The following is a 23,373-nucleotide window of genomic DNA, read 5'->3' as shown; positions in this document are numbered from 1 at the left end:
TTATTTAAGCTCGACAACTGCACCAGATTCTTCAAGTGCTTTCTTAAGTTCATCAGCATCGGCTTTGCTAACGCCTTCTTTAACTGTTGCTGGAGCTGATTCAACAAGGTCTTTAGCTTCTTTTAAGCCTAAACCAGTTGCACCACGAACTGCTTTGATAACAGCTACTTTATTAGCACCAACATCTTTTAAGATTACATCAAATTCAGTTTTCTCTTCTGCTGCTTCAGCTGGACCTGCTGCGGCTACGGCTACAGCTGCTGCTGCAGAAACACCAAATTTTTCTTCCATCATTGATACAAGCTCAACAACATCCATAACAGACATTTCAGCAACTGCATCTAAAATTTGTTCTTTAGTGATAGACATAATATAGTTTCCCAAATTTACATTTTTTAATTAATAAAATTCACAATCAAACCGCCAATTAAGCAGCTTCTTTTTGATCGCGAACCGCTGCAAGAGTACGAACCAATTTGCCAGCTGCGGCTTCTTTCATGGTTGACATCAAGCGAGCTAATGCTTCTTCATATGTAGGTAATGTTGCTAAGCGATCAATATTCGCTGCAGTAATCAACTCACCTTCAAAGGCTGCGGCTTTAATCTCAAATTTTTCATTTTCTTTCGCAAACGCCTTAAAAATACGCGCTGCAGCACCTGGGTGCTCATTTGAAAATGCAATTAGAGTTGGACCAACAAACGTATCTTTTAAACACTCATATTGAGTGCCCTCAACAACACGGCGTAATAGCGTATTACGAACAACACGCATATAAACACCCGCTTCACGAGCAGATTTACGTAATGCAGTCATTTTTTCTACAGTTATGCCTCGAGAATCAGCAACAACTGCAGATAGCGCACCTTTGGCGATTTCATTGACTTCAGCAACAATTTCTTGTTTATTTTGAAGATTTAGTGCCATTGGTATTGCTCCTGGATTATACTAGGCAAAAGCCTAGACTTATTCAAGCTAGCTACAAATATAGCTAGCACAACCACGATGAGCAGAATCCTTCTATTATATCTTATCAGGTTCTGTCACCGTCTACGTAGGAAAATTAAGTAGTCACACAACAACCACACCTACGGTCTTGGACGGGGTCTGGTTAAGGCCAGACACCAACCGATTTCTCTATTTAATTATAAATAATAATTAAACAGTTGCATTTAATGTTGCTTGATCAATAGCAACACCAGCACCCATTGTAGTAGAAAGGCTAACTTTCTTAATAAATACACCTTTAGAAGAGGCTGGTTTTGCACGTTTCAACGCAACAAGTAATGCTTCTAAATTTTCTTTAAGCTTATCTGCATCAAAATCAGCTTTACCAATAGTAGTATGGATAATACCATTCTTATCATTACGGTAACGGATCTGACCAGCTTTAGCGTTTTTTACAGCTTCTGCAACGTTAGGAGTTACAGTTCCAACTTTAGGATTTGGCATTAAACCACGTGGTCCTAAAATTTGACCTAATTGACCAACAACGCGCATAGCGTCAGGTGATGCAATTACGACATCAAAATCCATTTCGCCTTTTTTGATTTGATCTGCAAGATCGTCCATACCCACTAATTCAGCACCAGCTTCTTTTGCAGCCTCTGCATTTGCACCCTGAGTAAAGACAGCAACACGCACGCTACGTCCAGTACCATGAGGAAGAACGATCGCACCACGAACATTTTGATCTGATTTACGTGAATCAATACCTAAATTAACAGCAACATCAACACTTTCTGTAAATTTAGCTGTAGCTAATTCTTTTAATAAAGTAATTGCTTCATTGATATCATATTGTTTAGTTGCGTTTACTTTTTCGCGGATAAGTTTAGCCTTCTTAGATAATTTAGCCATGAATTAACCCTCCACTTCCAAGCCCATTGAACGAGCTGTCCCTTCAATAGAACGCATCATCGTTTCAATGGTAGCACCATTCATATCTGCAGCCTTCAATTCAGCGATTTCGCGAATTTGTGCACTCGTTACTTTACCTACTTTTTTCTTATTAGGTTCACCTGAACCAGATTTGATTTTAGCCGCTTTCTTTAACAAAACAGCAGCTGGAGGTGTTTTAGTTACGAATGTAAATGAACGGTCAGAATATACTGTAATTACAACAGGAATTGGTAAGCCTTTTTCCATGCTTTCTGTTTTTGCATTAAATGCTTTACAGAATTCCATGATATTCACACCATGTTGACCAAGTGCTGGACCAACTGGCGGACTAGGATTTGCTGCACCAGCTGCAACTTGCAACTTGATGTAAGCTTGTACTTTTTTTGCCATTTTTAGTTTCCTTTGCTTGGGTGCAAACGCCTCTATTAATAATAATTATTAATAAATAGACAGCTCCCCTAAGTTAAATGAGGGCAGAATTATCCTATAACTTAATTGAAAATGCAAGATTTAATTTAAGTATAGATAAATCAAAAGCAAGGCAAATACCTTGCTTTAATCCTAAATAACATAAAAATTAAAGAACACCTACAGCATTAAGCTCTTTAAATGCAAGTTCTAAACGAGCAACTAAAGAATCTTGTCCCTTACGTAACCATACGCGAGGATCGTAGTATTTTTTATTTGGAGCATCAACGCCTTCAGGGTTACCTAATTGCCCCTGTAAGTAAGCTTCATTTGCTTTGTAATAATCTAAGATACCAGACCAGTTAGCCCATTGCGTATCTGTGTCAATATTCATTTTAATTACACCATAACTAACTGCTTCAGCTATTTCTTCCGGTGTAGAGCCTGATCCACCATGGAATACAAAGTTTAATGATTTAGCTGGTAGATTATATTTTTCAGATACATATTTTTGTGAGTTATCTAAAATTTTTGGCGTTAATTTAACATTACCTGGTTTATAAACTCCATGCACATTACCAAATGAAGCTGCAATAGTAAAACGAGGACTGATAGCACTTAAACGCTCATAAGCATAAGCTACATCTTCTGGTTGAGTATAAAGTGCTGAGCTATCCATATGACTATTATCAACACCATCTTCTTCACCACCAGTACATCCTAGCTCTAACTCTAAAGTCATTTTCATTGCTGACATACGAGCAAGATATTGACAACAAATATCAATATTATCTTTTAATGACTCTTCTGAAAGATCAATCATATGAGATGAAAATAATGGTTTACCTGTTTTAGCAAAATGAGTTTCACCTGCATCCAGTAACCCATCAACCCATGGAAGTAATTTTTTAGCGCAGTGATCAGTATGAACAATAACAGGGACTCCATATTTTTCAGCCATAAGATGAACATGTTTTGCGCCAGAAATAGCACCCAACACAGCACATTCTTGACCTTCTAATTTTAGGCCTTTACCAGCAATAAATTGAGCTCCACCGTTAGAAAACTGAACAATAACAGGAGAACCTACTTTTGCGGCTGTTTCAATAACGGCATTGATAGTATTTGTGTCAACACAGTTAACCGCAGGTAATGCAAAGTTATTTTCGCGAGCGATTTGAAATACTTTTTGAACATCATCACCAGTGACAACACCAGGTTTAACAACATCAGAAATCTTAGTAACCATTTTATTACCTATAAATTTATTATAAAAATTAAAGGATGAGTAATTATCTCATCCTTTTACTGAACTCAAATACTAGGCCTTTGCTCTAGCTTCTAACATCGCAACAGCGGGTAGTTTTTTACCTTCAACAAATTCAAGAAAAGCCCCGCCACCAGTTGAAATATAAGAGATTTTATCTTCAATACCAAATAGATCGATTGCAGCTAATGTATCCCCACCACCAGCAATTGAAAAACCTTCGCTATCGGCAATTGCTTTGGCTACAATTTCAGTACCACGACGGAAATTAGGAAATTCAAAAACACCCACTGGACCATTCCATAAAATGGTTTTAGCATTTTTGATAATATTTGCTAATACTTCTGCTGATTTATCACCTAAATCAAGAATTTGTTCATTTTCTTTAACATCTTTAACTGATTTTTCAGTCGCTGTTGCTGTTTCACTAAATTCTGTTGCAACACGAACATCAGTTGGAACTGGGATTTCACAGTTAGCCATTAATTTTTTAGCTTCTGGAATTAAGTCTGCTTCATAAAGAGACTTACCTACATTATAACCTTCAGCGGCAATAAAAGTATTAGCAATACCGCCACCAACAATAATTTGGTCAGCAATTTTTGATAAAGAATCAAGTACGGTTAATTTTGTTGATACCTTAGAACCGGCAACGATAGCAACCATTGGCCTTGCTGGATTATCTAATGCTTTACCTAACGCATCAAGTTCAGCTGCTAACAATGGCCCAGCACAAGCCACTGGCGCAAATTTACCAGCACCATGAGTCGAAGCTTGAGCTCGGTGAGCTGTACCAAATGCATCCATTACATAAATATCACAAAGAGCAGCGTATTTTTTAGACAAAGTTTCATCATCTTTACCTTCGCCTACATTGAAACGAACGTTTTCAAGTACAACTAATTCGCCTTCTTTTACATCTACACCATTGAGGTAATCTTTTACTAAACGAACAGGGAATGACACGTGTTCTTTTAAATAATCAACAACAGGTTGTAAAGAGAACTCTGGATTATACTCACCTTCTGTTGGACGGCCAATATGAGAGGTAACCATTACTTTAGCACCTTTTTTGATGGCTTCTTCAATAGTAGGTAGTGATGCTTTAATACGCGCATCGGAAGTTACCTTACCATTTTTGACCGGCACATTAAGATCTGAGCGAATAAATAAGCGTTTTCCTTTTAGATCAAGATCTTGCATTCTAATAATAGACATGATACTTCCCCTTGTAAAATATAAATAAAATAAAACTTACGCTATTCTAACATAAAAATTCTTTTTAGGTTATAGGGATTGCTGTGCAAATAATAAACATTAATAATAAATACAAAAACTACCAACATATTTTTTTATGTAACGCCATTGACAATAGGAAGAAATTAAGGCATATTTTGCCACCTTATTAATATGTAATTTTTATCTAAACTTGGGAGTTGACTTTGGCTAATATCAAATCAGCTAAGAAGCGTGCGGTTCAATCCGAAAAACGCCGTAAACATAATGCTAGTAACCGTTCAATGATGCGTACTTATATTAAGAAAGTTTACGCAGCTGTTGCAGCTGGTGATAAACAAACAGCTGAAGTGGCATTCAAAGACATGCAAGCAGTTGTTGACCGTCAAGCGGCTCGTGGCTTAATTCACAAAAATAAAGCTGCACGTCATAAAGCAAATTTAATCAAACAAATTAAAGCGTTGGCTTAATACATTAATTTTTTAACTAACATAGTTAAAGAAATACGAAAAAAAGTGGTGTAAGCCACTTTTTTTATTTATATACTAGTTTTATTTTACACAATATTATTAAAAAGAGAGTTTATTGTGGTTCAGCGTGATTATGTCAGAAAAAAGAGCCAATCAAAAAAAAGTAAGTCACGAAATAAGCCTAATTTTATGATATTTTTGGCTATTATAATCATTATTTTATTTTCTGCTATTCTCTATTTTGTTGCAAATAATACACCTAAAAAAACCGCTGAACCGCCAAAAACAAAAACTCAACCTCCTTCAATAACTTTACCTGAACAACCTCAAGAGCGTTGGACATACCTTAAGGAATTAGAAACTCCTAATGCTAATTATGGTTCTGCGTCAAGTTCAATTGCTAGTGAAAGAGAGCAAATCCTAAATAGCTTTGTTAATAATTCACGCAGTGTGACGTCTTCTAAAAAAGAAGCAACAACGCAAAACCAAACATCAAATGTAACATCACAACCAACACAAGCTATTACAAACAAATGGCTATTGCAATGTGGAGCATTTAAAGATAAATCTAATGCTGATAAACTAAAAGCTAAGCTTGCAATGACTGGGGTTAGTGGCAATATTTCTTCAGGCCAATTATATCGAGTCACAGTAGGACCTTATACCAGTAAAAAAGAAGCCGATACCACATTAAACTTATTAAATAGTAATGGGATTAATAATTGTGTTATTTCTAACTAGAATATAAAAAGCCGATGAGATCAATGACGCAAATACAGATTTTTATAAAAATGTTATGGAATCGTATCAACCATGACCGGCTAACAACATCTTCTGCGGGACTTGCTTATACCACTATACTAGCACTAGTTCCACTTATTACCGTTATTTTTTCTTTACTTTCAGCTTTTCCTATGTTTGATGAAATTAGCCATTTATTGAAACAATTAATCTATAACAATCTTGTTCCAACGGCGAGTGACACCATTCAAAATTATTTAGAACAATTCATCTCCAATACAAAAAAAATGACCTTTGTTGGTGTAATTGGTCTGATTGTTACATCACTGTTGCTTATCAACTCAATTAATACAGCACTTAATCATATTTGGCAAACTAAACGCAAACGTTCCTTCATGTACAATCTAACCATGTATTGGACAATACTAACCTTAGGCCCAATTTTAATTGGTTCTAGTATAGCGATTAGCTCTTATATTTTTTCATTGAAATGGCTATCTACCGCAACAACGGGTAATATACTACTTAATTGCTTACCATTTATTATTTCTATGATTGGATTTTGGCTACTTTATAGCATTATCCCGACCGAGTCTGTACCTTTAAAAGAATCGATGATTGGAGCGTTTGTCGCTGCAGCATTATTTGAAATAGGAAAACGCGCATTTGCACTATATGTTACTTCGTTTCCAACATATCAACTTATTTACGGAGTAGTATCATCAATCCCCATTATGTTAGTTTGGATCTATTTTTCTTGGTGCATTGTCTTGTTTGGGGCCGAATTTGCAGCAACCTTAACTGACTATAATCGACAAAAAAAACATATTGTTAACAACCCTTCTTTACCAGAGTAATTAAATTATGATCGCCTTAATCCAACGAGTAAAACAAGCTAGTGTGACAATAGACAATAATATCATTGGGCAGATTAATCAGGGTTTACTGATTTTCCTGGGAGTTGAGCAAGATGATGACGAACAAAAAGCAATTCGTTTATGTGATAAAGTTTTAGGTTATCGTATTTTCAGCGATAATGAAGGAAAAATGAATTTAAATGTTAACCAAGCTAATGGCGAAATATTAGTTGTTTCTCAATTCACCCTAGCTGCAGACACTAAAAAAGGAATGCGACCAAGCTTTACAAAAGGCGCTAAACCCGATGAAGCAAATAGGCTTTACCAGTTTTTTGTAGAACAATGCCAACAAAAAATAACAACTCAAACAGGTCAATTTGCAGCTGACATGCAAGTATCATTGATTAATGATGGTCCTGTAACATTCTGGTTACAAGTCTAGTTATATAACTAAAATTACATTTAGATAATATTTCGCAAGTTTTACCAATTATTATTTAATATTTGGCATTGTAAGATCCAATTTAAATAGGTTATTGTTAAATAAATCTAGCAACAACCTAACAAAATTTGATTATAAGATGCGGCTAACCTTTATTAGTCATCAATCGTTAAATTTCGAGTAGTTAAATCAAATGGAGTTAACTGGTAAACATAATAGTTGAGCCAATTACTAAATAATAGGTAAGCGTGGCTACGCCATGTGGCTTTTGGTGTTAAATGAGGATTATTATCAGGAAAATAATTATATGGCATATCAGGATGAATACCTGCATTTAAATCTCGATAATATTCATTTGCCAACGTTGAAGAATCATATTCAGGATGACCTGTTACAAACACCATTCGCTTATCAGCTGTAGCCATTAAATAAGGACCGGTAATATCAGACTCAGCTAAAATAGTTAAATCGGTATATGTTTTTATTTTATCAATTGGAAAATCAGCATAACGAGAATGAGGAGCCCAAAAGGTATCATCAAAACCACGTGTTAAAATCGCATTAGTTTGCACAATATGATGCTGAAAAACACCCGATAACTTTTGCGTGCGAGTAAATTTTGGTAAATCATATAAGACATTCAAAGCAGCTTGAACACCCCAACAAACAAACATAGTTGAAGTAACATGATCCTTTGCCCAAGTAATAATTTTGGCTAACTTAGACCAATACACAACATCGGAAAAAGCCACTTTCCCTAGTGGGGCACCTGTTATAATTAACCCATCAAAATTTTGCTCACAAATATCATCAAAATCACAATAAAAACTATTTAAATGTTCAATAGGCGTATTTTTAGACTCTCGCTGATCAATACGTAATAACTGAATATCAACTTGTAAAGACGAATTAGAAAGTAAGCGTAAAAATTGGTTTTCTGTTTCGATTTTTTTAGGCATTAAATTTAAAAAAAGAAGCTTAAGAGGTCGAATTTCTTGGGTATTAGCACGCGATGAAGTCATAACAAATACATTCTCATTACGTAATACATCAACCGCAGGTAATGAGTCAGGAATACAAATAGGCATAACAAAAACTCCTAAATCGGTAAGTCATTTTTAAACATCAAAATAGACGTCTAGAAATCTATATAGCTAAATATAGTATCTTTTAATTTATTTGTCGAGATTTTTTATTTAACAAAATCATCAGAATAATCAAATTACAAATTAACAAACATTCTAAAGAAATGTGTATTACTTCATGCAAAAATCAAAATCACTCCGATAGATTTGTTAATTAAAAAGTACGAGTATCGGTACGCCAAGTATCTGCAGTAAGCGCTTCACCAAAATAGCTATTGATTAATTTTTGGGTAATATCACTCAGCGGTGAAGCTAATACTTCAGCAGTATTACCATATTCAACCAATTCGCCATTATGCATAACTAAAATTTCATCGCTGATATGTTTCATCATCCCAATATCTTGAGTAACATATACATAAGAGATATTTTGTTCAGCTTGTAACATCAGCATTAAATTAACAATTTGTGAACGCATCGAAATATCAAGTGCAGCTAATGCTTCATCTAAAATTATCACTTTAGGTTTTAAAATCAATGCTCGAGCTAATGCTACTCGCTGTTTTTGCCCCGCAGCCATCACTGAAGGATAATAAGAGGCATGTTCAGGTAACAATCCAACTTGCTTCAATACATCTCTAATTAACTTTTCACGTTCATGAGCATCATAATTAGCATTACACTTTAATGGGATTTCAAGCAATTGCCCAATACGTAATCGTGGATCAAATGAACTTTCTACATGCTGAAATATCATACGAATTAGTTGACAACGATAGCTATAATCGCCGTATTGAACTTTATTACCGTCAATCCAGATATCTCCACTATCAGGCTTTATCATACCAACTAACATTTTTGCGAGTGTCGATTTGCCAGAGCCATTTTGTCCGATAATTGCAAGCGTTTTACCTTCATTAAGAGAAAACGATAATGGCTTCACCGCATTAATGTATAAATGTCCCAGAAATCCTTTAGGAATTTTAAATTGCTTAGATAAGTTACGCACTCTTAATATTGGATTCATCGTATATTCCTATTATTTATGGCTACTCATCAGTATTTAACGGAAAATGACAGGCTACGAAATGATCTTTTATCGGTATCAATTCTGGCGCCAAAATACATTTTTTCTGGGCATATGGACAACGAGGACCTAATCGACAACCTATTGGTAGGTGTTCTAATGATGGGATCACTCCAGGCAAAGTATTTAAAGGACTTTTATGCGGCATCGCTTTACCAAAGTCAGGAATTGCATAAATTAGCGCCTGAGTATAAGGATGATAAGGCGATTTAATTAAATCTTTACTATCAGCAACTTCAACTGTCTGTCCACAATATAAAACATTGATACGATCAGTCCATCTGGTAACCATTTGCAGATCATGACTAATAAATAAGATAGTGGTACCCACATTTTGATTCATACTAGCTAGCAACCTAAAAATTTGTGCTTCTGTAGTTGCTTCCATCGCATTTGTCGGCTCATCAGCAATAAGTAGCTTAGGCTGATTAGCCAACGCAATTGCAATCATGACTTTTTGACATTCACCTTCAGTCAATTCAAACGGATAAGATTTTAATATCTCCTTATGATTCTTAATTCCTACCCGATGCAATAACTCAATCGCTCGATGTTTACGCCAAAATAACCTTTGCCACCAATGCCCTTTAAATGTCCTTCTTGGAATTGCACTAATTAACTGTTGTCCTACTTTCATGGAAGGATCTAAGCAAGATTGTGGTTCTTGGAATATCATCGATATATTGGCACTAATGACTTTTCGGCGCTGTCTAGGAGTGAGTTTAAGTAAATCAATGTCATTAAAATAAAATCGATCAGCTGAAATCTTCCAATTATGATTAGTCACACCTAAAATAGCTTTAGCGATAAGGCTTTTTCCAGATCCTGACTCACCAACTAAACCTCGAATTTCACCTTCTGACAACTTTAAATTTACACGATCAATTGCACGTAAAAGACCATCTGGTGTAATAAACTCAATGGTTAAATTCCGAATATCTAACAATGCCATAATTAAGTTCCTGCTCGACGGCCATATAATCCAAAATTGAATAAATAAACCAAAATAATTGTAGCAGAAACCGCAATTCCCGGAGATAAAAAGGCTAAATAATTAGTTGCAATGATATCTTTCATTTGAAACATCATCATACCTAAATCTGGTCGAGAAACATCATTAGCAAAACCTAAAAAAGTTATAGTAGTAATAGTTAAAATAATCGAACCAAATAGCGAAACAATTTCAGTCAAATAAATAGGTAAAATATTAGGTAAAATATAATGATTAAAAATTGTAAAGGAAGATAATCCATCAAGTCTATAGGCCGTAATATATGTTTTATTCCATTCATTGATGGCACGCTGATGAATATTATAAATAAAGCGTGGCGTATAAGATAACCCTATTACCAATAAAATATTAGTAATGTCATCTTCTAATAATAAGCTAATAACAATCACACCAAGTAACGGTGGTACTACCATACAAAATTTAAAAACAAATAATATAAAAGGGCGTATAAATGATATAAAAAACATTAAATAATTGATTAACCCACCAATGACTACCACATAAAAAACCGCCTTTAAGGTCATTGACATAGTTGAGCGATAACCAATTAACAAATAATCAAAAATATCTTGTCCTTTAGCGTTAGTACCTAATACATGATTAATATCACCATTAGACCACCAAGCAGGTGGTAATGAAGTTGGGTAAATAGGGTTTAAATGGGCATGAAAGAACCATTTGGTTGATAATGCCACAAAGGCAAGCGCCAATATGCCATAAAGGCCAACAACTAAGTAGAAATTACTATGCAACCGATTAAAGCTTAAATTGACATTTTGAAGCAATCTTGCTCGCCTAGACATAATGTTCCTTATGACGTAAAGGATAAATAACTACCGCCGAAATTTCGCCCAATAACGTTAACAAACTGATGACAGTGCCACAGGCTAAAATGGCAATAGAAATAACAAAATAATTATGATGATGATAAGCAAGCATCACCCATTGCCCCAATCCTACTCGATTAAATAAAATTTCAATTACCATAGTTGAAAAAAGTAGTGTTGTCGTATTATAAGTCAGCTGTGGAATAGTTGCAGGAATGGAATTAGGTAATAAATGGCGGCGTAAAATTTTAAACGGTGATCGTTCACGAATAATCGCCATTTTAATAAAATTCTGTCGTGATGTATTTCTTACATTCTGGCTAACGAGTTGAATAGTCATAATGCTTGGTTGAATAGCTAAAATAATGATCGGCAAAAACAAATAGTGAAGTTGGCCCAATATCATATGCCATTTATCTGTTTTTGATGAAATTAAAAGATCCAATAACGAAGTTCCAGCTACTGATGGCGATACATTAAAATTCATCGATATCGACCAAGTTGGCGATAACCAATACATAACAATAATAACAACCATAACTATAGGGCAAGAATACAAAGATAAAGATCCTAAACGGATAATATTATTTAACCAATGAATATTACTAAGTCCAAGAAAAATTCCCAATGGCAATCCAATCAGTAAAGCAACGAATAAAGCAAGAATGCACAGTTCAAATGTAGCCAATAGTGTATGGAGAAACGGCACTGTTTCTCCAGTTAACAATCTGAATTGCCCCTGCAGCAACTGTTTAAAAAAAGCACTGTAGGCATCCAAAAAGCTTAAATTATTAATGTTAAATGTTGAGTGAGGGCTAAAATAAACTAAACAAAAACTAATCTGAGCTAATACGCAGATAATAAACAAAAACGTTACTATTTTCTTGAAAATATAGATAATCATTATTTATCTTTATCGCTATTATAATTAATTAAAACACGGCAACATAACCACGCCACCGTGTTTTAATCTATTTATTGATTATCCAGTATTACTGGTTTACTTGCTGCGGCATAAGCATGATCCTGAGCACTTAAACCACCAGCATTACCTTTACCTTCAAAATGATAATCTGATTCTTCACGCAATTTTATTTCAACATCATAAGTCACATATTCTGGTGCAGGTGCTTTAGTCATTGCTGATGAGGAATAACCTATTGAGTGTGAATCATTAATTACAAGATCATTATCATTTTTCTCACTAACGTTAAAATCCTCTTGAGCACTTACAAATATGGGAGCTTTTGATACCTCATCAACACTAGCAGTTCTATTTACATCTTCCTCATTTTTAACAATAACAGGAAGTAAAAGCGATGGAATGACAGGTACCACATTATGTGGTTCATAATTAGCTATTTGACTGTAATCAACAACAACACGACCTAAAGCTAATTCCAATGATGCTGCAGCAAACGGCAATGGTATTGGAGACTGTTTTAGTTCTACATTACGAACACGGCGTTTATTACGTTGGCCATTCATTCGTAAATGTCTTGAAGTACGACGCTGACGTTTCGGTTGAATTTCCGATACAATATTGCCCTCAGCTGATTCTGAGACAATAACAGGTAATAATAAAGAAGGGATAATTACTCGTTCTTGTTCAGTCTGCACCGTGGCAGTAGTATTACTATTTTTCACACGAACACTTTTAGTTAATGCTCGTTGTTGGCGTCTTGGCTTAGCCTCACGCAGTTTTGGTTGTACCACTTCCTCGACAACTCTATCTGCCTTAAGATTGTTTTCAGAGTCTGACAAATTAGCATTTGAATTACTATTTTGTTTAGCTCTGCGATTATTATTTCGACTTGATTCTTTAACCTCGTCAATATTGCCTGCTGCAACAAAATTACCATTATTAGCAGCATTGTTATTTCGGTGATTACGTTGACGTCGATTGTTTGAACGTTGATTATCCCGTCTTTTAGTCGGTCTTGTTTTAACTTCTGGCTGTGGTTCTACTTTTTCAGTAACAAACAGTTTACGTAATTTACCAAATAATCCACTAAACAGACCGCCTGATTTTATAGTTTTTGACTCTACCTTTTCTTTTGGTGTTGCACAAGCTTCAACTTTAGGTCCAGATAATACAGCTTGTTCAACAATAACTTCAACAGCTTGTTGCTCTTCTTCCTCTTCCTCAAGTTCACGAATCAATTTTGGAAGATTATAACTCAGTACATCTGTTTCTTCGCCTCTACGCTTACGAATCACCTTATACAATGGTGTTTCCATCTCTTCATCGCCAGCAATCACAATTTTGACATCAGGATGCATACTTTCAATATTGGTGATAGCACGACGTTTTTCGTTGAGTAAGTAGCTCGCTATTGGCACAGGAACAATGACATCGATTTGTACTGTATTATCTTTCATTGCTTCTTCTTGAATCAATCGAAGAATAGATAAAGACAATGAATTATTGTCCCTAACTGTGCCTGTACCTTGACAACGAGGGCAAATGTGATGCGTTGCTTCGCGTAATGAAGGGCTTAAACGTTGGCGCGACATTTCAAGTAAACCAAAGCGTGAAATTCGCGTAGTTTGAATTCGTGCACGATCGGTTTTCATCGCTTCTTTTAAGCGGTTTTCTACCTCACGTTGATTACGGACTGGTGTCATATCAATAAAATCGATAACAATCAAACCACCTAAATCGCGTAAACGTAGTTGACGAGCTATTTCTTCGGCTGCCTCAAGGTTAGTATTAAATGCTGTTTCTTCAATATCACTACCACGAATGGATTTAGCCGAGTTAATATCGATTGCTGTAAGCGCTTCTGTGGCATCAATAACAATTGAACCACCAGAAGGTAAGCGAACTTCTCGCTGAAATGCCGATTCAATCTGCCCCTCAATTTGGAAATGATTAAATAATGGCACATCACCCTCATAAAGCTTTAAGCGACCGATATACTCAACTCGTCCCAAATCAGCTAAACGTTTTTTAGCAATCTCAAGTACTTTAGGATTATCAATTAAAATATCACCAACATCATCACGCAAATAATCACGAAACGCACGAGTAATGATATCACTTTCTTTATGAATCAAGCTTGGTGCAGGATGTTTTTTGGCTTCGTTTTGAATTGCTGTCCAATAGTTAACTAATGCATCTAAATCTTGTTGCAACTCCTCTTGGCTTTTACCAACACCCGCCGTCCGAGCTATAACACCCATGCCTTTTGGCTTTTCAATTGCATCAATAATACGCTTAAGATCTGCTCTTTCTTCACCTTCTATACGGCGCGAAACACCGCCAGCACGAGGATCATTAGGCATCAACACCAAGTAGCTACCAGCTAAACTAATATAGGTGGTTAAAGCCGCACCTTTTTTGCCACGAATCTCTTTTTCAATTTGGATAAGGACTTCTTGACCTTCCTGTAGATGTTTAATACTACGACGACCAGAAATATTAGATGGGAAATAGCTTTCAGCAATCTCTTTTAAAGGTAAAAAACCATCACGCTCACCACCATACGAAACAAAAGCAGCTTCTAAACTTGGATTGATTTTAGTGATTTTACCTTTATAAATATTCGCTTTTTTTTGTTCATGTCCAAGGCTTTCGATATCTAAATCATACAATCGTTGACCATCAACAAGCGCAACTCGCAGCTCTTCTTGCTGGGTTGCATTGATTAGCATTCTTTTCATTATTCTACACTCTTGATTAATCTTAATTAACAGTAGGTAGAATCTTATTATTGATAAGTGATTATTTTAACAATGATGAATAATGGTACTTAACTAAATATTGGTATACAGCATTCATTATTTTATTTATGTTATTTTTGTTATTATTTTATGTGAACCTGATACCGCTTACACAACATCAATATCATACATTAAGTAACATGCTAAATTAAAAAGCACTAAATATTTAAAAAAACCTAATTGTATAATTTATTGACACTATTAATATGGCTAATTTGCAAACCTATGTTTCTTAACGGCTTTAGCAAATAAACTAAATCTTTATGCAATTGTTTAAAATAAACATATTATCTAATTATAATGATTCTACTTACGCTATTTTATTTTGAAAAACTGTAATGTCTAACGCCATTGCTGCATTACAAGGATAAAATTATCCGTCACTATTATTAACGTTTCAGTCAAGGATAGCAAGCAAATTAAACTGGCTGTTTTACAAACAGTTAAGAATTCATTTTTAGCTATATTCAACTTGCTTTAATCACACAATAAATAACTTATTTAATTTGCTTAAATTTTTTACTGAAACACATAGTTACCTGAAACTTTTTTACAAAATTTTTTCTTACTAATTATCCCATTAACTAAAAATAAAACACCGATGCAATTATGCATAACGAATCCTAATCAGTATAATTACAATAAAATGACATTATAATTTAAATATGAGATATATCTGTTTATGAACTCTGCCAATAAAACTGCCTTACTTAATTTTACTACTCGTTGGATTGAGCAATTCAAATACGCACCACAAAGCGAAGAACTACATGCCATCCCCTCGCCTTGTATTTTAAAAACTGACCATCTCACGGTATTTTGGCAACCATTTTTATTAGAACCACCAAGAGATCTCTCGATTGTTGAACAAGTTATTGGTATCATTTTACATCCCTCTGCTCACATTTTTTATGGTACACAATATGCTGGCAATATGACGGCTAAATTTACCGACACACATTTAACCTTAATTCAAGCATGGAACGATGATGACTTTTCAACTTTAGAACAAAATTTAATAGCTCATTTATCCCAACAAAAAAGATTAAAACGAACAGCAACCATTTTTATAGCTACGACAGATGACAGCACAAAAATAATTTCATTAAACAATTTAACGGGCGAAATAGTAAAAGAGGACTTAATTACAGGAGAACTAACGACATTAACTAATGATTTGATTTCATTTTTTAATCAACTTACAGTTTTTCAGTAACTATAAGAACGTTAAAAATTTTACAAAAATCTATTTTATCGTATACCTATTTGAAATTGTAACTTACAAAATAATGTGTATATAATGCAGTAATAATAATCAATTAAATAGGTGGATTATGTTTGAAAATTTGACAGCAGCACCAGCCGATCCCATTTTAGGGCTAGCAGACCTTTATAATAAAGATGAACGCACCAATAAAATTAATTTAAGTGTCGGTATTTATAAAGATGAAACGACCAAAACCCCTATTTTAGAAAGTGTCAGAAAAGCAGGGCATTTGTTACTAAATGACGAAACCACAAAAAGTTACTTTCCTATTGACGGCCTCAAATCCTTCAATATTGCAACGCAAACTTTGCTTTTTGGTAGTGAAAATGAACGAGCAAAAACTGCACAAGCACCTGGAGGAACAGGGGCTTTACGCATTATGGCAGACTTTTTAGCTCGTCGAACCAAAATAAAACGAGTTTGGGTTAGTAATCCAACTTGGCCAAATCATCGTAGTGTATTCCAAATGGCAGGCCTTGAAGTACGCGAATACCATTATTACAGTGCACAAACGCACACTCTTGATTTTGATGCCATGATGAGTAGCTTAAACCAAGTTACCGCTGGCGAAGCGGTATTATTCCATGGATGCTGTCATAACCCAACGGGTATCGATCCAACCCCAGAACAATGGCAAGCTATATCGGATCTTGCCTTAAAAAATGGTTGGTTACCGCTGTTTGATTTAGCTTATCAAGGCTTTGGACAAGGTATAGAAGAAGACGTTTATGGGTTACGGTTATTTGCCAATAATCATCCAGAACTACTTATTGCAAGTTCATACTCTAAAAATTTCGGTTTATATAACGAACGAGTGGGAGCATTTACATTAATTGCGGCAAATGCTGAAATTGCCGATCGAGCCTTTAGTCAAGTCAAAACAATTATTCGAGCTAATTACTCAAACCCTCCTGCCCATGGTGCTAAAATCGTCTCTTATATATTAAACAATGAAGAATTAAAAGAAGAGTGGATCGATGAATTAACAAGTATGCGTCAACGTATTCACCGCATGCGACAACTATTTGTAAAAACCTTACAAGACAAAGGTGCAAATCAAGATTTTAGTTTTATTGCCAAACAAAATGGCATGTTTTCGTTCAGTGGCTTGAACGAAGAACAAGTGCTAAAATTGCGTAATGATTATGGCATCTACATCGTAAACTCAGGACGTATCAACGTGGCTGGTATGACATTAGATAACATGTCCAGACTTTGCGAATCAATTGTTGAAGTACTATAGAAATTTTAATAATAAACAGTCATAACAATAGAAGCGCTCAAATAAAGGGTGTTTCTATTTACTTCCCCCCCTTTAAATTAATATGTTTTTTACTATAAAAAACAGGTTTAGCTTTGGCATACATATCCTTATTAATCAAAAATTATCCTAATGATTACTTACACCTCCCCCCTTCTCATTAGTATTTTATTCCATTTGGTTATATCAATAGAAAAACAGATTATTAGACGATACTGCAATAATTACTAATAATTATTAAGTAAGATAGTAACAATTATTGAGGATAGTTTGGTGGTGTCACATATTTTAGATTTTTTAATTTTGGGCAATAACTTTGGTACTAACGAAATGAGAGCAATTTGGTCAGAGACAAATCGCTTGCAAAAACAGGTCGATGTCGAAGTTGCTTTAGCTAAAGCGGAAGGCGAGTTAGGCGTTATTCCAATTGAAGCAGCCAATTCAATCATATCCAAAGCCGATGCATCTAAATTATCAATTGAACAAATTGCCGAAGAAGCAGCTAAAGCCAAACATTCGTTAATGTCAACAATTAATGCACTGCAAAAACAAGTCGGTGATGCGGGTCAATATATTCATTACGGCGCAACTACACAAGATATCGTCGATACTGCAACTGTTTTACAATTAAAACAATCTTTTACTGTAATTGAACGCGATAGCAAACTAGTGTCACTAGAACTAAAACGTTTAGCTAAAAAGTATCAGTATTTACCCATGGTTGGACGAACCCATGGCATGCAAGCACTCCCTACAACCTTTGGTTTTAAACTTGCCGTATGGTTAGATGAATTTATTCGGCACTTACAACGTTTAAGTGAAATCAAACAGCGAGTATTAGTCGGTAATATTAGTGGTGCAATTTGTACTTATGCCTCAATGGGCAAGTTAGGACCACAAGTTGAAACGCGTGCTTTAACAATACTGGGACTAAATACCCCTAATATCGGTTGGCAAGCAGCTCGTGACCGTTTTTCTGAATATGCATCAGTCATTGCGCTAATTAGTGGCACATTAGGTAAAATGGGCAATGAATTTTACAACTTAATGCGTACCGAAATTAACGAAGTTGAAGAACCGTTCTCGGAAGGAAAAATAGGTTCAACTACCATGCCGCATAAACGCAACCCAGCGGCATTAGAAGGTTTAGCCAGTTTGACAGCTCCACTTTTAAAAAGTGTCGCATTAATTCACGAATCAATGAAAGTTGAACATGAACGCGATGCCATGAGTTGGCGAGCCGAATGGATCGCACTACCAGAAATTAACCTTTATATTTCAGCACAATTACAGACAGCCCTTGCCGTACTTAAAGGACTTAAAATCAATGCAGAAAAAATGTTGATCAATTTATCACTACAAAATGGTTTACTACTATCTGAAAAAGTGATGTTTGAAATCGGCAAACGATTAGGCAAACAAACTGCACATAATTTAGTTTACCAAAGCGCCATGAAAGCATTTGAACAAAATCGACCATTTAAAGATATATTATTAGAAGATCCACGTTTAAATAAAGAATTCACCGAATCCGAACTTGATGCTTGGTTAGATCCAATTAGCTATATTGGCTCTGCACCTGAAAAAGTAGCACAAGTTATTCAATATGCTGAACAGTGTGGAGTATTAGCATGAGCTTTCGCTTAATCACTCATAAAGACATTCCTGCTTATCAGGCGCTATTGCATAATGCTTATCAATCCACCACTCAATTAGGCATCCATTTTGTCGCAGCAACAGTCACGCAATCGCAAATTGCTGACCATATTAATTCCAATGCCGTGTATCTATTTGAAAAAGAAGGTGATCTACTATCAACCTTAAGTATTCGCTTTCCATGGGGTAATAACCCAGGACCTTATGGGTTACCGCATTTAGGTTGGTTTGCAACAGCGCCACAATATAAAGGCAAAGGTTATGGTAATGCATTATGGGATTTTGTTGAACAGCAAATTCTAATTAACCAACTAAAATTACCTGCTGTCACGTTAGGCACTGCTGCAAATCATCCATGGCTTGCCCAAACTTATATTAATAGAGGCTATAAAAAAATAGGGCAAGCTAATTTAACACTCGATCATACCACACTTTATTTTGAAAAAATCTTAAATCATAAAAACTATACCGAATGGAAAAAAAGGAGTAATAAACAATGAAAAAAATAAGCAAGTTACTGTCCGCTCTTTTATTAACTAGCCTAGCCTTAATTGGTTGTGATAATAAATCCAATCACCAAGTAACAGAGCAAAATGTCATTAAAGTGGGCTCCACAGGACAAAGCTATCCAAACGGTTATAAACAAGATGGCAATTTAGTCGGATTTGATGTTGAAGTTACTGAAGCAATTGCTAACGAATTAGGCTATAAAGTCGAATGGATCATTGCTGAATTTGGTGGCTTAATGGGGCAATTTGATTCAGGGCGTTTAGATACTATTGCCAATGCAGTTGCGGTTACAGATGCTCGTCAAGCCAAATATGATTTTTCCAATACCTATAGCCTTTACGGTAGCCAAGTTGTTACCCACAAAGATAACAACGATATTAAGCAATTATCTGATTTTAAAGGTAAAACCATTGCCGGTGTGCTAGGCTCAAATCATATAAACAATCTAAAAAAAGCCTTTCCTAACAACGAAATAACAATCAAGACCTATGAAACACGAGATGGTGCAATGTATGACACGGAGTATCGACGAGTTGATGGTTATGTCAATTCTAAGCCAATATTACTGGCTGAAATTAAGCGTAAAAACCTACCGTTTAAATTAGTGGGTGAGCCAATTACTATTGAGCACGTTGCTTTTCCATTTAGTAAAGATGAAAAAGGCCAAGCACTACGTGAAAAATTCAATCAAGCCATCGAAAAGTTACGCACCAATGGCACATTGAAAAACCTTGCAATTAAATATTTTGGTGAAGATATTACCCTATGAATTTTAATGTAAACTATTTTTTAAGTGTATTTCCGCAGATATTACCTTATCTGCCTGTTACACTTTTTATTACCATCATATCGATTATGTTTGCCATTATATTTGGACTTGCGATTGCACTATTACGTAGCAATAAAATAATCATTATCGATTCGTTTTTTGCACTGTTTATTTCACTGTTTCGAGGAATACCTTCTGTTGTTTTACTGTTTATTATTTATTATGGATTACCACAAATTTTTCCTGTTTTAAAACAAATGGGCGCTACAACAGCAGCCATTATCTGCTTCAGTTTAAAATATTCGTCCTATTTAGCTGAAATTTTCCGAGCAAGTTTAAAGTCCGTTGATCAGGGGCAGAAAGAGGCAGGAATAACCGTTGGTTTAAGTAAAATACAAGTTTATCAAGGTATTATACTACCACAAGCTATGGTCAATGCTCTACCAAACGCCGGCAATATGTTCATTTCATTACTTAAAGATTCATCTGTTGCCTTTTTTGTTGGCGTGCAAGAACTATTAGCATCGGGGAAAATGTTAACTGCTAACTCATTCCTCTACTTCGAAACCTATTTAGCTGTAGGTATTGTTTACTGGCTAACTGTTGTTGCCTATTCTTGGATACAAAAACAATTAGAGCAAAAGCTCAGTATACCTTATCATCGTTAAGGAGTAAGGTTATGATTTCTGTTTCGCATTTATCTAAACGTTTTGCAAATAATGAAGTATTAAAAGACATCAACTTAAATATAAAACAAGGTGAAGTTGTTGCCATTATTGGCCCATCAGGCTCAGGAAAATCAACTCTGTTACGTTGTTTAAATTTACTAGAAAAACCAAATACAGGCACTATCAAAATAGGAACTGTATCACTTAATAGTAAGCATTATAGTATTAAAGAAGAAAGCAACTTACGAAAACAGTCCGCTATGGTTTTTCAACACTATAATTTATTTAAAAATAAAACAGCATTAGAAAATATAACTTATCCATTAATTGTTGGTCAAAAAATGGATAAAACCAAAGCAAAACAACAAGGATTATCATTATTAGAACGAGTCGGTATGTTGCCATACGCAACACAATATCCCATCACTTTATCGGGTGGTCAACAACAACGTGTTGCAATTGCAAGAGCTTTAGCTGTTAAACCAAATGTATTATTATTTGATGAACCGACTTCTGCACTCGATCCTGAGCGAGTACACGAAGTATTGCAAGTCATGCTACAGCTAGCAAAAGAACATATTACTATGATTATAGTAACGCATGAAATGGAGTTTGCTAAGTACGTTGCAGATCGAATTATCTTTATGGCTGAAGGAATGATTATCGAAGAGGGACCAGCAAAATCAGTCATCGATAATCCTCAAAATGAAATTACGCAACGATTTTTACGCCAGCTAACTGACGAAATTGATTTTGAAATTTAGTTAAAAACTATACTAACTAATGATAATAATTTAACATTTAAAGAGTAAATAAATAAGATAATAGAAATTGACGAATATCTAAACCTTTTGCTAGTTTATGAATGTCTGTTAATAATTGCTCTGCTTTAGTTTGATCTTTAATCGCTGAATGCAATTTTAACGACATTTCAGTTTGGCTATATGGGTTTTTAGGAGAACCTTTGGGAATATCAATACGCTGACTTATCTTTTTACCATTTTTAAGAAAAATATCAATAATTACATAACGCCCATTATAAGCTTCTGGATGTGGCGTAAGATGCGTTTGATAACTTCGTTTCATCTTCTGCATTAATTGTTTTATTGCATTTGAAATAGGTTGTGATGAAAACTGCTCAAAACCAAGTGGCAATCCTAAAAGAGTTAATGCTAAAACATATTCAGCCGAAAAACGTCCTTGCTGCGCCAATGAAGGGGTTTTATATATCAGTGCAGCATCACTATTTGGCGGTGCAAAATAAATAACAATATTATTAATATTATCAAATTCAAAGCTAGGATTTTGGTAAAGTAATTGACCTGCATCAGCAATATAAGCAGCAGCTGAACAATAAGAATAATTTTTAAACCATAATCCGGGATCCACAATCTTCCAAGTTTTACCCCAATGACTTAAATCAAAATGTGTATTACCTTGCCCATAAATAGCCAAAAAACCTAATTTATCATCTAAAAAATCCTGATCGGCATGTATACCAGCTCTTAACCATTCAACGGATTGTACAGCATGCTGTGCTGCTAATCCTGCATGTAAAAATTTGATCGGAGTACCCATTAACAAACGCATCCCTGATGCTTGTGTAGCTGCTAATGTTAATGCCTGTGATAAAAAAGGTTCATCATAGAGGTAACAAATAGCAGCAGTGGCAGCAATCCCACCCAAAGTAATAGTTGCATGCCAACCTTTTTCATAATGCTGTGGATTAACACTTTTACCCAACAAAGCCATCACTTCGATACCAATAACATAAGCCGTTAAAAAACGTCGACTATCAACCTTTTGTTCAATACTATCTAATCGAACACTAGCAATAAGAGCGGATAAAATAACGGCTGAGGGGTGGCCTCTAACATCTGAATGTACATCATCATAATCTAAACAATGCGCTTGGAAGCCATTAAAAAGTGCTGCTTGCCTTGCCGTAGCTAACTTTTTTTGACCAATCAGCAAAGCTCTAGTATTTCCACCCTCATCTGCTATCCATGCTAGTAATTTATGAACATCATCTTCCTGACAAGCTTGTAAACTACAGGCAAAATAATCGGTTATCCCCTTGATAGCACAATCAATAACTTGAGGATCACTGATTATTGAAGTATTTTTTATTAAAATACTTAATTGTTGACCTAAATTCATTTTATATTCTCAATAAATACAATA

At 35.1% G+C, this 23,373-nt stretch carries 24 protein-coding genes; 11 read left to right on the top strand and 13 right to left on the bottom strand.

Features of this window, described 5'->3' with window-relative positions:
* From rplL to pgk, 6 genes are all read right to left on the bottom strand, one after another.
* Positions 1–369 (bottom strand): 50S ribosomal protein L7/L12, encoded by a 369-nt coding sequence (gene rplL, locus ACGH6S_RS01470; protein ID WP_034884317.1) that lies wholly within the window; start codon positions 367–369, stop codon positions 1–3.
* A gap of 58 nt (positions 370–427) precedes the next feature.
* Positions 428–925, bottom strand: coding sequence for a 50S ribosomal protein L10 (rplJ, locus tag ACGH6S_RS01465; RefSeq protein ID WP_065589635.1), 498 nt, complete (start codon positions 923–925; stop codon positions 428–430).
* A 231-nt stretch (positions 926–1,156) separates the two neighbouring features.
* On the bottom strand, positions 1,157–1,858 hold the full coding sequence (rplA, locus tag ACGH6S_RS01460; RefSeq protein WP_065589636.1) for a 50S ribosomal protein L1: 702 nt from the start codon (positions 1,856–1,858) through the stop codon (positions 1,157–1,159).
* 3 nt (positions 1,859–1,861) lie between these two features.
* Entirely contained in the window at positions 1,862–2,290 is a 429-nt protein-coding gene (gene rplK, locus ACGH6S_RS01455) for a 50S ribosomal protein L11 (protein ID WP_034884321.1), read from the bottom strand.
* 187 nt (positions 2,291–2,477) lie between these two features.
* A complete protein-coding gene (gene fbaA, locus ACGH6S_RS01450; RefSeq protein WP_065589637.1) occupies positions 2,478–3,557 on the bottom strand; it encodes a class II fructose-bisphosphate aldolase in 1,080 nt (359 codons plus the stop codon).
* A gap of 72 nt (positions 3,558–3,629) precedes the next feature.
* Entirely contained in the window at positions 3,630–4,793 is a 1,164-nt protein-coding gene (pgk, locus tag ACGH6S_RS01445) for a phosphoglycerate kinase (RefSeq protein WP_065589638.1), read from the bottom strand.
* A gap of 224 nt (positions 4,794–5,017) precedes the next feature.
* On the opposite strand from pgk, the gene rpsT reads away from it, so the two are divergent.
* The 4 genes from rpsT (at position 5,018) to dtd (ending at position 7,321) form a co-directional block, all read left to right on the top strand.
* On the top strand, positions 5,018–5,281 hold the full coding sequence (rpsT, locus tag ACGH6S_RS01440) for a 30S ribosomal protein S20 (RefSeq protein ID WP_025316521.1): 264 nt from the start codon (positions 5,018–5,020) through the stop codon (positions 5,279–5,281).
* Between the two features lie 198 nt (positions 5,282–5,479).
* On the top strand, positions 5,480–6,022 hold the full coding sequence (locus ACGH6S_RS01435; RefSeq protein WP_411578237.1) for an SPOR domain-containing protein: 543 nt from the start codon (positions 5,480–5,482) through the stop codon (positions 6,020–6,022).
* A 23-nt stretch (positions 6,023–6,045) separates the two neighbouring features.
* Positions 6,046–6,879, top strand: a complete 834-nt coding sequence (locus tag ACGH6S_RS01430; protein WP_218055834.1) for a virulence factor BrkB family protein — start codon at positions 6,046–6,048, stop codon at positions 6,877–6,879.
* A 7-nt stretch (positions 6,880–6,886) separates the two neighbouring features.
* Entirely contained in the window at positions 6,887–7,321 is a 435-nt protein-coding gene (gene dtd / locus ACGH6S_RS01425; protein ID WP_065589641.1) for a D-aminoacyl-tRNA deacylase, read from the top strand.
* Between the two features lie 155 nt (positions 7,322–7,476).
* Here dtd and metA read toward each other — a convergent pair whose 3' ends face one another.
* From metA to rne, 6 genes are all read right to left on the bottom strand, one after another.
* Positions 7,477–8,409: a homoserine O-acetyltransferase MetA gene (gene metA / locus ACGH6S_RS01420; RefSeq protein ID WP_065589642.1), complete on the bottom strand. Its 933-nt coding sequence runs from the start codon at positions 8,407–8,409 to the stop codon at positions 7,477–7,479.
* A gap of 211 nt (positions 8,410–8,620) precedes the next feature.
* Positions 8,621–9,433: an ATP-binding cassette domain-containing protein gene (locus ACGH6S_RS01415; protein WP_065589643.1), complete on the bottom strand. Its 813-nt coding sequence runs from the start codon at positions 9,431–9,433 to the stop codon at positions 8,621–8,623.
* Positions 9,434–9,455: 22 nt separating this feature from the next.
* A complete protein-coding gene (locus tag ACGH6S_RS01410; protein WP_065589644.1) occupies positions 9,456–10,445 on the bottom strand; it encodes an oligopeptide/dipeptide ABC transporter ATP-binding protein in 990 nt (329 codons plus the stop codon).
* Between the two features lie 2 nt (positions 10,446–10,447).
* Positions 10,448–11,308, bottom strand: coding sequence for an ABC transporter permease subunit (locus ACGH6S_RS01405; RefSeq protein WP_065589645.1), 861 nt, complete (start codon positions 11,306–11,308; stop codon positions 10,448–10,450).
* The gene (locus ACGH6S_RS01400) at positions 11,301–12,041 is read right to left on the bottom strand and encodes an ABC transporter permease subunit (RefSeq protein WP_174798859.1); all 741 of its coding nucleotides are present in this window, start codon (positions 12,039–12,041) and stop codon (positions 11,301–11,303) included. The genes ACGH6S_RS01405 and ACGH6S_RS01400 overlap by 8 nt, the downstream gene beginning before the upstream one ends.
* Positions 12,042–12,307: 266 nt before the next feature.
* Positions 12,308–14,998 (bottom strand): ribonuclease E, encoded by a 2,691-nt coding sequence (gene rne / locus ACGH6S_RS01395; protein ID WP_065589647.1) that lies wholly within the window; start codon positions 14,996–14,998, stop codon positions 12,308–12,310.
* 742 nt (positions 14,999–15,740) lie between these two features.
* On the opposite strand from rne, the gene syd reads away from it, so the two are divergent.
* From syd to ACGH6S_RS01360, 7 genes are all read left to right on the top strand, one after another.
* Entirely contained in the window at positions 15,741–16,274 is a 534-nt protein-coding gene (gene syd / locus ACGH6S_RS01390; protein WP_085163865.1) for a SecY-interacting protein, read from the top strand.
* A 118-nt stretch (positions 16,275–16,392) separates the two neighbouring features.
* Positions 16,393–17,568 carry an aromatic amino acid transaminase gene (locus tag ACGH6S_RS01385; protein WP_174798857.1) on the top strand — a complete coding sequence of 392 codons (1,176 nt, stop codon included), beginning with the start codon at positions 16,393–16,395 and terminating at the stop codon, positions 17,566–17,568.
* A gap of 291 nt (positions 17,569–17,859) precedes the next feature.
* Entirely contained in the window at positions 17,860–19,221 is a 1,362-nt protein-coding gene (gene purB / locus ACGH6S_RS01380; protein WP_411578236.1) for an adenylosuccinate lyase, read from the top strand.
* Positions 19,218–19,742 carry a GNAT family N-acetyltransferase gene (locus ACGH6S_RS01375; RefSeq protein ID WP_081296750.1) on the top strand — a complete coding sequence of 175 codons (525 nt, stop codon included), beginning with the start codon at positions 19,218–19,220 and terminating at the stop codon, positions 19,740–19,742. The genes purB and ACGH6S_RS01375 overlap by 4 nt, the downstream gene beginning before the upstream one ends.
* On the top strand, positions 19,739–20,521 hold the full coding sequence (locus tag ACGH6S_RS01370; RefSeq protein ID WP_085163861.1) for an amino acid ABC transporter substrate-binding protein: 783 nt from the start codon (positions 19,739–19,741) through the stop codon (positions 20,519–20,521). The genes ACGH6S_RS01375 and ACGH6S_RS01370 overlap by 4 nt, the downstream gene beginning before the upstream one ends.
* On the top strand, positions 20,518–21,189 hold the full coding sequence (locus tag ACGH6S_RS01365) for an amino acid ABC transporter permease (protein ID WP_411578235.1): 672 nt from the start codon (positions 20,518–20,520) through the stop codon (positions 21,187–21,189). Before ACGH6S_RS01370 ends, ACGH6S_RS01365 begins: the two co-directional genes overlap by 4 nt.
* A gap of 11 nt (positions 21,190–21,200) precedes the next feature.
* Entirely contained in the window at positions 21,201–21,953 is a 753-nt protein-coding gene (locus tag ACGH6S_RS01360; protein ID WP_065568694.1) for an amino acid ABC transporter ATP-binding protein, read from the top strand.
* A gap of 37 nt (positions 21,954–21,990) precedes the next feature.
* Here ACGH6S_RS01360 and ACGH6S_RS01355 read toward each other — a convergent pair whose 3' ends face one another.
* Positions 21,991–23,349: an MmgE/PrpD family protein gene (locus tag ACGH6S_RS01355; protein ID WP_411578234.1), complete on the bottom strand. Its 1,359-nt coding sequence runs from the start codon at positions 23,347–23,349 to the stop codon at positions 21,991–21,993.
* Positions 23,350–23,373: the final 24 nt, after the last annotated feature.

This window comes from Gilliamella sp. BG3 (assembly GCF_046635605.1).
Lineage (GTDB): Bacteria > Pseudomonadota > Gammaproteobacteria > Enterobacterales > Orbaceae > Gilliamella > Gilliamella bombi.
This window is presented reverse-complemented; position numbering and strand designations above follow the sequence as displayed.

What these genes read in the sequence shown, in the direction of transcription:
- rplL (WP_034884317.1), bottom strand. Translation starts at nt 369, where the DNA reads ATGTCTATCACTAAAGAACAAATTTTAGATGCAGTTGCTGAAATGTCT.
- rplJ (WP_065589635.1), bottom strand. Translation starts at nt 925, where the DNA reads ATGGCACTAAATCTTCAAAATAAACAAGAAATTGTTGCTGAAGTCAAT.
- rplA (WP_065589636.1), bottom strand. Translation starts at nt 1,858, where the DNA reads ATGGCTAAATTATCTAAGAAGGCTAAACTTATCCGCGAAAAAGTAAAC.
- rplK (WP_034884321.1), bottom strand. Translation starts at nt 2,290, where the DNA reads ATGGCAAAAAAAGTACAAGCTTACATCAAGTTGCAAGTTGCAGCTGGT.
- fbaA (WP_065589637.1), bottom strand. Translation starts at nt 3,557, where the DNA reads ATGGTTACTAAGATTTCTGATGTTGTTAAACCTGGTGTTGTCACTGGT.
- pgk (WP_065589638.1), bottom strand. Translation starts at nt 4,793, where the DNA reads ATGTCTATTATTAGAATGCAAGATCTTGATCTAAAAGGAAAACGCTTA.
- ACGH6S_RS01430 (WP_218055834.1), top strand. Translation starts at nt 6,046, where the DNA reads ATGACGCAAATACAGATTTTTATAAAAATGTTATGGAATCGTATCAAC.
- dtd (WP_065589641.1), top strand. Translation starts at nt 6,887, where the DNA reads ATGATCGCCTTAATCCAACGAGTAAAACAAGCTAGTGTGACAATAGAC.
- metA (WP_065589642.1), bottom strand. Translation starts at nt 8,409, where the DNA reads ATGCCTATTTGTATTCCTGACTCATTACCTGCGGTTGATGTATTACGT.
- ACGH6S_RS01415 (WP_065589643.1), bottom strand. Translation starts at nt 9,433, where the DNA reads ATGAATCCAATATTAAGAGTGCGTAACTTATCTAAGCAATTTAAAATT.
- ACGH6S_RS01410 (WP_065589644.1), bottom strand. Translation starts at nt 10,445, where the DNA reads ATGGCATTGTTAGATATTCGGAATTTAACCATTGAGTTTATTACACCA.
- ACGH6S_RS01405 (WP_065589645.1), bottom strand. Translation starts at nt 11,308, where the DNA reads ATGTCTAGGCGAGCAAGATTGCTTCAAAATGTCAATTTAAGCTTTAAT.
- rne (WP_065589647.1), bottom strand. Translation starts at nt 14,998, where the DNA reads ATGAAAAGAATGCTAATCAATGCAACCCAGCAAGAAGAGCTGCGAGTT.
- syd (WP_085163865.1), top strand. Translation starts at nt 15,741, where the DNA reads ATGAACTCTGCCAATAAAACTGCCTTACTTAATTTTACTACTCGTTGG.
- ACGH6S_RS01385 (WP_174798857.1), top strand. Translation starts at nt 16,393, where the DNA reads ATGTTTGAAAATTTGACAGCAGCACCAGCCGATCCCATTTTAGGGCTA.
- ACGH6S_RS01375 (WP_081296750.1), top strand. Translation starts at nt 19,218, where the DNA reads ATGAGCTTTCGCTTAATCACTCATAAAGACATTCCTGCTTATCAGGCG.
- ACGH6S_RS01370 (WP_085163861.1), top strand. Translation starts at nt 19,739, where the DNA reads ATGAAAAAAATAAGCAAGTTACTGTCCGCTCTTTTATTAACTAGCCTA.
- ACGH6S_RS01365 (WP_411578235.1), top strand. Translation starts at nt 20,518, where the DNA reads ATGAATTTTAATGTAAACTATTTTTTAAGTGTATTTCCGCAGATATTA.
- ACGH6S_RS01360 (WP_065568694.1), top strand. Translation starts at nt 21,201, where the DNA reads ATGATTTCTGTTTCGCATTTATCTAAACGTTTTGCAAATAATGAAGTA.
- ACGH6S_RS01355 (WP_411578234.1), bottom strand. Translation starts at nt 23,349, where the DNA reads ATGAATTTAGGTCAACAATTAAGTATTTTAATAAAAAATACTTCAATA.